The sequence below is a fragment of the Rheinheimera riviphila genome, assembly GCF_004005945.1.
Lineage (GTDB): Bacteria > Pseudomonadota > Gammaproteobacteria > Enterobacterales > Alteromonadaceae > Pararheinheimera > Pararheinheimera riviphila.
In genome coordinates this window covers 162273-172057 of record NZ_SACS01000008.1, presented here as the reverse complement: position 1 = coordinate 172057, position 9785 = coordinate 162273, and the positions used below count along the sequence as shown (strand labels likewise).

The following is a 9785-nucleotide window of genomic DNA, read 5'->3' as shown; positions in this document are numbered from 1 at the left end:
CACAGTGTGCGGTGATGCGAAAATATCTGACGGGTATCTGGGCCTGCATGCAGACCCAGACTGCCTTCGATTCAACATTATTGTTCAGTGAACAACACATAAAAAATTGACAGGGAACAGAGTATCTACAGCTTTATTAATTTAAAACAATAATTTAAGTATGTTTTGCGTAGGGCGTACTCGCCGAAGGCAGTACGCCGCATTCCCCATAATTTGATGACGCTTAGGTTTTTTTATCGCTGGTCAGCATCCTTGCCAGCCAGCTCCATGACACCAACAGATGGAAACTCAGCAGACTGAACGCAAGAGTACCGAGACTGGACACAAGAAATTTCACACCAATCGGCAAGACGAGATCGGTCAGCGCAAACTGGATAAAAAACAGCAGCGGTAAATGCACGATATAGACCCAATAACTAACCTTCGACATGTAACGCAACAACGGGCTGCTGATGTTTAAACAGCGTCTGGCGTACAGCACCGCAGCTAAGGTCCATAACACCGCACAGATAGCTTCAAACGCCGTGATGCTCAGTTTCAGCAGACCTTGCGGTTGAGTGTCGGCATTTAACCCCGGCGGTATTAAGTTAGCTGGCAATAAATAGTAATAAAATGCATAACTTACCGCACCAATCAGCAAGTAAAGATGTCGGTCCGGGTCAAATTGTGCAAGCCATTGTGGGTCTCGATAAAAACCATAACCCAAAGCAAAAAATAGCCCATAGAACCACAACGCCCACAGCGCCGGGAAAATCCATTCTGGCGCCGGAAACGGCACCGACACCGCATAAAGTGCCGGTACACACGCCACAATCATCAGCAGCAACAGCTGGTTAGGCTTGATTGAACGCAGTTTATTGAGCAAGTTATCGCTAAGTAATACCCGGCCACACCAGGTGAGCAGGTATAAAAACAGCAAGTGATATAAAAACCACAGGTGCATGGTACTGAGCGGTAGTTTTGGTGGTTCTGACTGCGCCATCATGGCCTGTACAAACAACAAAAAAGGTGGTTTTTGTGTGACATAGACCAGTGCAAATTTGATCACCCAGGCCATGGCCAGCCATAGCAGCGGCAAGAAAATCAGCAGGGGTAACACAATGCGCAGCAGCCGGTTTTTGACAAAAGCCCGACCGCCGGATTTTTGCAGCAGCAGCGCACAAAAAAAGCCAGCCAACAGAAAAAACACCGGCATCCGGAACAGGTGACTGGCCCAGGCAACTAGGTCAAATAGCGGGTGATTTTTCGGATCGGCACTGGGCCAAAACGAATGTAACATCGGGCTATACGCCAGCGCGGCGTGAAAAAATAGTCCGGCCAGCATGGCGAGTGCGCGCAAATTATCCAGATAAAACAGACGTGCTGGTTCAACACCATGTGGCATAGCCGCGACTCCTCACCTCGCTGGAAAAAAATAACGGCTTATAAAAAGCTGGTTTTTCGTTTTTGCAAGGACGCCGTGAGCACTAAGATGCCAATGATCATGGCAATTCCAGCCAATAACATGCTGATAGAGGTGCTGTTCCAACTGGCGGTTGGCGCTTCGAGCGTCTGATTAATCTCCGGCATTCTTAAAATCCACAGAATAAAACCGTTGAGTAGCAAATTGGTAATAATCATTACCGTCACGGTGTAACCTTCGGAATAGGTTAACAATGCGGTGGCGAGATAACTGCAATACGACAGCAGGATAAACACACTGACGAGGACCACAATCGGGATCACACCGTGGTAAATCGGCGTGCTGACAATCACCAGCAACATCCCGCCGACCAGTAACAACCAGGGCACCAGATACAGCGCTAAATTAGAGCACAACTTCGCCAGCGCATAATCTTGGGCGGTGATCGGCAAGCTCATCATAAAGGCTAAGGTCTGATCTTTTTTCTCGTTGACTACCAGTTCGACTGAGGAGCGCGCGCCAATCACGATCATCAGGGTAATCATCAGCACCGCGCCGATATTAAACATCAGCGGCGTCGCCATCCCCATCATGCCAATCACCAGCACCCCGCCCGCCATATAAGCTGCCAACGACTTTTTCATCAGTTGCCAGTCTTTGATGATCAGCAGTTTAATCATCTGGGTATTGCTGAAAGCGCCGTTTCGCGGGTTCGCTGGCGCGCTGGTCAGTGTGTTGTTTTGGATGTTGTTTTGCGTATTGGGCATCGGCTTCACTCCTGGCTGCGGCTTTTATCTGCTACGTTTGACATTGGCGACGAAAATTTCTTCCAGCGACATCCGGTGCTGCTCCAGTACCTTAAAACCGGCTTGTTGTAGCTCAACTGCGTACTCTGCAGTGCACTGATCGGTAATCACTTCCGCCAATTGGCCGTTACGTTTGATGCTGACCGCGCCTGCGACCGTTTCGCTAGCATTCGGTTGCAGCTGGCATCTGAAACGCCCCCACCGTTCGAGATAACTTTCTTTATCTTCCAGCGCCAGCAACTTGCCCCGGTCTAAAAAGGCGATCTGATCAGACAGTTTTTCGATGTCGTGGGTATTGTGTGACGAGAACAACACACTACGTTCATCGTCGCGCAGAATATCGGCCAATTCGCTGATCACTTCATCCCGCGCCACTGGATCCAGCCCGGTAGTAGGTTCGTCTAGCACCAATAGTTTTGGACGCCTGGCCAGCACCAGCAGCAAACAGGCTTTTACCCGTTGACCATGCGATAAACCTTTGATTTTCTGATCGCCAATCAGCTCAAACCGTTTTAGTAATTCCTTGGCGTAAGCTTGATCAAATTGCGGAAAAACACTGTGAATAAAATCCATATGCCATTGTAAAGTCTGGCTTTTGTATAGCCGCATATCATCCGAAGCAAAGCCGATGTCGTATTTCGCCTGCACTTGCTGGGCTGGCAAGTCGTAACCCAAAACTTTGACTTCGCCGGCATCTGCTTTTACTAACCCCATCAACATCCGGATGGTGGTCGATTTACCAGCGCCATTGACCCCCACCAATCCCATCACCTGGCCTTTAGGCAACGATAAATTAAGATTTTCCATCGAAAAATGCGGATAGCGGATACTGATGTCACGCATTTCAAAAGCAAATTGTTGCATTAGAGCCATCCTCAGGTTTGCTTTAATTCAGGTTGTTGATTTAATTGTTGCTGTAAAAGGTCCAGCACTTGCTCATCCGTCACCTGCAATTGCCTTGCTACATCGACCGCCAGGCTCAGGTGATCCATCAGCTGTTGATGTTTTAACCGTTGCTGCAAATCCGGCTGCGTTGACACAAAAGAGCCTCGCCCCGCCTGAGTGACAATCACCCCTGCCAGTTCCAGCTCGGTGTATGCGCGTTTCACCGTAATCACGCTGACTTGAGTCGATGCCGCCAATTCCCGGATCGAAGGCAACGCCATATCCGCCGGCCAATCCCCCAACACAACTTTGCTGGTGATTTGCTCAACAATTTGTACATACATCGGTTTCTTGTCTGTCGCTGACAGAAACAAGCCAAAGGTCATAGCGTTTCCTAAAAGACGGGTTCTTATAAATGGAGCCTAAACAGTGGATCCAACAATGCCGCCACCTGTGCATACCTGATATACACAGTATATATACAGATATGCACAGTCAAGAAGAATATTTGAAACGGCTTAAAATGCTGTCAACCGAAGATTGTCGTGGATAATTGTGGCTAAAGTTGCTGGTACTTCGAACTCCTTCGCAAGTACATCCCACTGCGAAACTGCGGTGATCACTTCATCAATGATGTCATCAAGTTCGCCGAGTTCAACCCTCGGTAAGTGGGTACTGGCAAGTGCATAGAAGTCGTTTCTGACATGGCCGCTACGCTTGCCATTTAACGACATCCAATGCTGTTCGACCCAGGGATTGCCGAGTTTATAGCTAAAGGCAACGTCATATGCCGGCGCCAGCCGCCAGCTATTCCCCTCTAACATAAAGGCAAAATTTTTGCTGTGGTCATCGTGATTGGTCGCGACATGATTAAACACCATCCGCCGGAATAAATTTAACGCGTCGATTTTTGGCAGTTTAAGTTCGCGGGCGACTTTAAATAGTTCCTCATATGAAAACGCGCCAATGGCTTGATAATTCACATGTTTAATCGCGGTTAAGGTTTGAATGTGTTTTTTGTGATTACCAACGCGATCAAATCTTTGGGTGATGAAATGGCGACGATGGCCTTCGTTTAACAGATGACATGGCATCATGTCGATTTTTGCCGCGACCGCCATTTGGTGATAGACATATTCCATGGTGCCGTAGCCCAACGGATCACCAAAGGTTTGCTGCGCGCGATCCCTGTCCCGGACACCGTCAAACTTCAGCAGATAGTGATTAAACCCAGCCGGAATGTCACCTTGGCCGGAACGCACCTGGCTAAAATCCTGATTAAATGCCAGCAGCGCCTTAGGACGGGCGCCACCGGCACTGGTTCCTACCGCCAGCAACGCCTGCATCATCGCTTTGTCTTCCGTATGATCGCTAAATTCAGCCTGATGCTGAAAATGATTGCGGGCATCCAATACTGATTGCGCCAATTTCGTCAGCGTTTCCAGATGAATATCTTTGCCTGAAGGAAACAAACGCTGCTGCTGCACCGGCAGATATTCAAGAGCGCCCATCCCCCGAGCACCAGTGTATTGCAGCCGCTCTAGCGGCGTTAAATCGGCGGTTCGGCCTGGTTGTTGTACTAACCAGCGTTGTAATACGGCGTTTCCGAAGTCATCCGGCAACGAGTCTGCCAGCATCCCCGGCAAGCCTCGGAAGGTGTCCCAGTTTAAACCTGGGAAAGTGTAAATACGCCGCGCTTCGGCTGGCATCGTAAGCGGCGCCAGTGGAATGCCCTTGTCGACAAATTCCGGAAAGTATTCAAAACGGGCGGCAGTATCGCCCGGCTGATAACTCAATGCACCAACGCCTTCACCTTGGTATTTTACCTCGATGGTGGCCATTACCAGTCAAGCTCCTGCTTAGAACTGATCACAGCAGTTGTTTTGCCACTGGCCCGTTTTTTTTGTTGGGTGCTGCTGTGTAACAGTTGTACCGGAGAGATGCCATCATCGGGAAATGCGGCGAGCAGATAATCGATGCGGCCTAATGCCAGCATCAGCGCACTGTAAGTACTGAGCGTGCTTTTCCCCCCTTCAGCGTTTTTGACCGCTTTGAGCGATATGCTGGCCAATTGTGCTAAGGCTTCTTGCGACAAATCCTGATTTAACCGATATTGCCGCACTCGTTGGCCAATTAATTCTGCGACATCATTTGCATTCATATAACAGCCCCTATAGGGATTAGAAACAGCATAAATGCAGCTTAGCAGATCCTTTAAGGCTTGCAACTAACCAAATATACAAAAGCCCCTAAAGGGATCGCAGAAGATACTTTTAAGCACTTAAAGTCCCTAAAGGAGTTTTATATAAAGACTAAGTTTCGCAGCACATCACTAATTTCTGAGAATTAAAACGATCTGGCAACCAGCCAAAACCATTAGTGTTGTTTACTGTCGAGCTGAAACACCTTTTGTTTTAACTGTGCAATATCGACTTTTTCGTCTTTGAGCAGTTCAGCCGCTTGATTAAAAAATGCCGTGGCCTTGGTGGTGTCACCCGCTTTTTCGTGTAATAAGCCGATCCTGATATATGTCAAAGGCAGATTGTTCGGCCCGATCTCGGCTTGTAACGCAGCTGAATCAGCAGATTTAAGCAATCTGCCTAAAGTTTCCAACGCATAAATCCCGGTTTCTGGCGTCCCGGTTTTATATTGAGAATAGGCGACTTCAATTTCGGCTTTTATAAAATCTGCTGAAATTTCAGCTGCGGCTGCGGAATTTATCGTCACCGACATCAACACCAAAAGACCTGTCTGAACAATGTTTTTCATTGGAACTTCCTTTTCATCTTGTCATTTTAGGGGGGGTAGCTTCGCTACTTTGTCGGATTGTACGGGAATGGGACACCCGTTGACCGACCAAGCGTCGTCCCAGTTTAATGTAAACATTGTGAGTGAAAAAGGAAACACGATGGGCAACAAATACACTGAAACCAACTCCGGCGGACTACCTTCGGTGAGTCCGCCCTACAATTTCTGTTGATATTCAACACTTTGCGGATGGCGCTACTCACCGCGACGTCAGTTTGCCGGAAGGTCTGCTAATGCTTAAGTGTTAAGCCGCATATTCTTGCTGCCACAGCTGTACCTGACTCTTCACCGAAGCCTCAGCCACCGATCCCAGATACCGGCTGGCCACCTGGCCGACAATAATCAGGCAAGGTGATTGTAAATTTTCATTGCGCGCTGCTTGCTCGGCACCGGCTAAATCGGTTGGTACCAACCGCTGATCAGCGCGGGTGCCATTTTCAATCAACAACACCGGCCAGTCGGAAGCTAAACCATGCTGTTGTAGTTGCTGGCTGATGTCACGAAGCGCCGACAACCCCATGTAAAACACCAGCGTCTGGCCGGGTTGTGCTAACGCCTGCCAGTCCTGACCGGTACCGGAATGTTGATCGGTGGCGCTGATAAACCGCAGTTGTTGCGCGATGCCACGTTCGGTCAGCGGAATGCCGGCAGCAGCGGCACAGCCAGAAGCCGCGCTGATCCCTGGCACCACCTGATACGAAATACCGGCTTGTGCCAATGCGTCCAGCTCCTCGCCTAAACGACCAAAAATACAGGGGTCGCCGCCTTTAAGGCGTAATACCGGTTTACCTTCATTTGCCAAACGCACCAGCAAACGGCCAATCTCTGCCTGGCTACAGCTATGCTGACCTTTGCTTTTACCAACATCAAAGCGACGACAATTTGCAGGTAATAACTGCAGAATTTCCGGGCTTACCAAGCGGTCGAACACCACAACTTCGGCGTGTTGGATCAGCTGGTAAGCCCGCAGCGTCAGCAAATCCACTGCGCCAGGGCCGGCGCCGACTAACCAAACCAGACCGGTTTTATTGGAAGTTTGTTGTTTCATCAAGCCACCTCAGAAATTTGAATGGGTGTTGTCCCGGTTGCTGCAACGGTTTTTGCCGCGGTTTTTGCCCCAGTTTTTGCAAGGAGCGCACGGATCTCCGGCAAGCAAGAGCCACAATTGGTGCCGCAGCGTAGCTGTTCACCGAGACTTTTAGTGCACTGTGCACCGGCAATAATTGCTTGTTCGATACTGCTACTACGTACCTGAAAACAGCTACATATCAGCGCACCGCTGGCGGTCGAAGCTTCTGCTGGGCGACCTTGCAGTAATTGCCTGCGCCGCTCGACAGCTCTCGTTTCGACAGTAAGCGCCCCGGCAAAACAACTATCCAGCCAGGCTTCATCCGGCGCGATGCCGTCGGCACCACAAAGCAGCAGCCACTGCAGCTGATTGTCGCTAAGCGCCGCCGCGCGATAATCAAAGGCGCGCTCGTCTGTACTTTCAACTGTTGCAGTTGCGGCTGCCGTTGTTGAACATGGCAGTTGCGCTAACCACTGCAACAGCTCAGCTCGAAGTTGAAAAAGGTCAGCTTTATGTTGCAACGGCAGCACCATCCGATACACCTGACAATGGTTCAGCGGTACGCGTGCCCAATAGGCCAGCGGCAATAACGCCAGCTGCTGCGGGCTTAAAATTTGCGGACAAAACAACCACAGCGCCAATCCTGCTGGCACCGCTTCCAGCGTCACCTGGCTTAATTTCAGCGCTGGCTGGCCCGACACCGGGTCAACATTCGCCGCAAACAGCACATCACAGCGCGCTTGCTGACTAAACTGCGCCGTCCAATGCATCGGCACAAATAGCTCACCCCGGCGCTGCGCCTCACTGATTTCCAGCCGCGCCCGCATCGCACCCAATAAATTTGTTAGTTGCACCAGTTGACCATCACGCAAGCCTTCGGCAGCAGCATCAGCCGGATGCATCACCACAAAAGGCTCACTACGATGTTGCATTAACGCCGGGACCGCGCCGGTGCGGGTCATGCTATGCCATTGATCACGAATGCGACCGCTGTTTAATAACCAGGGTTTGTTGCTGTCGATCGTTGCTTTTTCCTGCAGCAAAGCCCGCACATCAATGGCAATAAAATTAGCCCGGCCATTTGGCGTATAAAATCGGCCATCCGCAAACAACCGCTGCCGCCCTGCCGGATTTTCGGCGTTGACCGGCCACTGCGTGGGCGCAAGATTTTGATATTGCGCAGCGCTAAGTGTACTAAGCCCGGATAAATCAAAAGCACGGTTGCCGTCATTGTGAAAAGCTGACAAGGCCGCATGTTCGGCAAAAATTTCAGCCGCATTGGCAAATGTAAATTGCCCGGCAAAACCCATAGCGGCCGCCACTTCACAGATAATTTGCCAATCGGCTTTGGCCTGCCCCGGTGCTGGTTGAAAGGCTTGTTGGCGCGAAATCCGTCGTTCGGAATTGGTGACAGTGCCGTCTTTTTCACTCCAACCAAGCGCCGGTAATTTGATATGGGCGATATCCAGCGTATCGGTGTGCTGATAAATGTCCGAAACTATCACCAACGGACAAGCTGCCAGCGCCGCCTTCACCGCATCGGCGTCCGGCATACTCACCAGCGGATTGGTCGCCATGATCCAAATGGCTTTAATCTCGCCCCGCGCCACCGCTTCAAATAACTCCACCGCTTTGTAACCGGCTTTGGTTGCGATATTCGGCGCTTGCCAGAACTGCTGCACCAGCGCAATTTTCGCGGGATCAGTAAAATCAATATGCGCCGCCAGCTGATTGGCAAGGCCGCCGACTTCTCGCCCGCCCATCGCATTTGGCTGACCGGTCAGCGAAAATGGCGAGGCGCCTGGTTTACCGATGCGGCCGGTGGCGAGGTGGCAATTCAAAATCGCGTTTACTTTATCAGTACCGTCAGTCGCTTGATTGACCCCTTGCGAGAACAAGGTGACAGTGTTGTGCTCTTGGCCAAACCATTGATAAAACTGGGTCACACTCGACAACGGCAAGTCACAACCGGCAGCGATCGCAGATAGCGTTAATTGTTGCTTGGCTAAATCGGCGGCCAGGTCGGCAAAACCCTGACAATGTTGCCGAATAAATTCGCTATCAAGCTGCTGCGCCCTGATCAACTGCGCCAGCAAACCATGAAACAACACCGTATCAGTGCCCGGTTTAAGCTGCAGATGCAAATCAGCGGCTGCCGCGGTGGCGGTGATTCTGGGGTCAATCACCACGATTTTCAGCGCCGGGTTGCGCTCCCGTGCCGCTTCAATCCGCTGCCATAACACCGGGTGGTTCCACGCCATATTGGCGCCGACCAGCACTAGTAAATTCGCCAGCTCCAAATCTTCATAACAGCCGGGCACCACATCGGCACCAAAAGCGCGTTTATGGCCAGCCACGGTTGATGCCATACAAAGCCTGGAATTAGTATCAACATGGCTGCTGCCGATAAAACCTTTCATCAGCTTATTGGCGACATAATAATCTTCGGTCAGCAGTTGGCCGGATAAATACATTGCTACTGAGCCAGGTCCGTGCTCGGCAATGGTTTTAGTCAGGGATGCAGCAATACTTTGGATAGTGGTTGGCCAGTCGCAGTTCTGCCCATGAACATTGGGTTGGAGCAGCCGGTTGTTGCTATGTAAAGTCGAACCCAGCGCACTGCCTTTGACGCATAATCTGCCAAAATTAGCCGGATGTGTTGGATCGCCGCTCAGCACCGCATCAGCGCTCGCAGCTGTCGCAGTGCCAGCACCAGAAAGCCGCACCTGCACGCCACAGCCAACACCACAATAAGGACAAGTTGAGTTTGCCATGATTCCTGACCTGTTTCCTGAGCTATTCCCTGACATAAAGC

At 50.6% G+C, this 9785-nt stretch carries 9 protein-coding genes and 1 pseudogene; 1 reads left to right on the top strand and 9 read right to left on the bottom strand.

Going from position 1 to position 9785, the window contains the following annotated elements; genetic code table 11:
* Positions 1-110, top strand: a pseudogene (locus EOE67_RS21150) (IS110 family transposase); the annotation flags it as partial.
* A 113-nt stretch (positions 111-223) separates the two neighbouring features.
* On the opposite strand, the gene EOE67_RS09580 reads toward EOE67_RS21150, so the two are convergent.
* The 9 genes from EOE67_RS09580 to EOE67_RS09540 form a co-directional block, all read right to left on the bottom strand.
* Complete coding sequence (locus tag EOE67_RS09580) at positions 224-1384, bottom strand: acyltransferase family protein (protein WP_127698864.1); 1161 nt, start codon at positions 1382-1384, stop codon at positions 224-226.
* Positions 1385-1422: 38 nt separating this feature from the next.
* On the bottom strand, positions 1423-2169 hold the full coding sequence (locus tag EOE67_RS09575) for an ABC-2 transporter permease (protein WP_127698863.1): 747 nt from the start codon (positions 2167-2169) through the stop codon (positions 1423-1425).
* A 24-nt stretch (positions 2170-2193) separates the two neighbouring features.
* Complete coding sequence (locus EOE67_RS09570; RefSeq protein ID WP_127698862.1) at positions 2194-3072, bottom strand: ABC transporter ATP-binding protein; 879 nt, start codon at positions 3070-3072, stop codon at positions 2194-2196.
* Between the two features lie 11 nt (positions 3073-3083).
* Positions 3084-3479 (bottom strand): GntR family transcriptional regulator, encoded by a 396-nt coding sequence (locus EOE67_RS09565; RefSeq protein WP_206099542.1) that lies wholly within the window; start codon positions 3477-3479, stop codon positions 3084-3086.
* Positions 3480-3611: 132 nt separating this feature from the next.
* Positions 3612-4934 carry a type II toxin-antitoxin system HipA family toxin gene (locus tag EOE67_RS09560; RefSeq protein ID WP_127698861.1) on the bottom strand — a complete coding sequence of 441 codons (1323 nt, stop codon included), beginning with the start codon at positions 4932-4934 and terminating at the stop codon, positions 3612-3614.
* A complete protein-coding gene (locus EOE67_RS09555; RefSeq protein WP_127698860.1) occupies positions 4934-5254 on the bottom strand; it encodes a helix-turn-helix domain-containing protein in 321 nt (106 codons plus the stop codon). The genes EOE67_RS09560 and EOE67_RS09555 overlap by 1 nt, the downstream gene beginning before the upstream one ends.
* A gap of 215 nt (positions 5255-5469) precedes the next feature.
* Positions 5470-5862, bottom strand: a complete 393-nt coding sequence (locus EOE67_RS09550) for a hypothetical protein (protein ID WP_127698859.1) — start codon at positions 5860-5862, stop codon at positions 5470-5472.
* 283 nt (positions 5863-6145) lie between these two features.
* Positions 6146-6949 (bottom strand): uroporphyrinogen-III C-methyltransferase, encoded by an 804-nt coding sequence (gene cobA / locus EOE67_RS09545; RefSeq protein ID WP_127698858.1) that lies wholly within the window; start codon positions 6947-6949, stop codon positions 6146-6148.
* Positions 6949-9744: a nitrate reductase gene (locus EOE67_RS09540; protein WP_206099541.1), complete on the bottom strand. Its 2796-nt coding sequence runs from the start codon at positions 9742-9744 to the stop codon at positions 6949-6951. Before EOE67_RS09540 ends, cobA begins: the two co-directional genes overlap by 1 nt.
* Between the last annotated feature and the right edge of the window lie 41 nt (positions 9745-9785).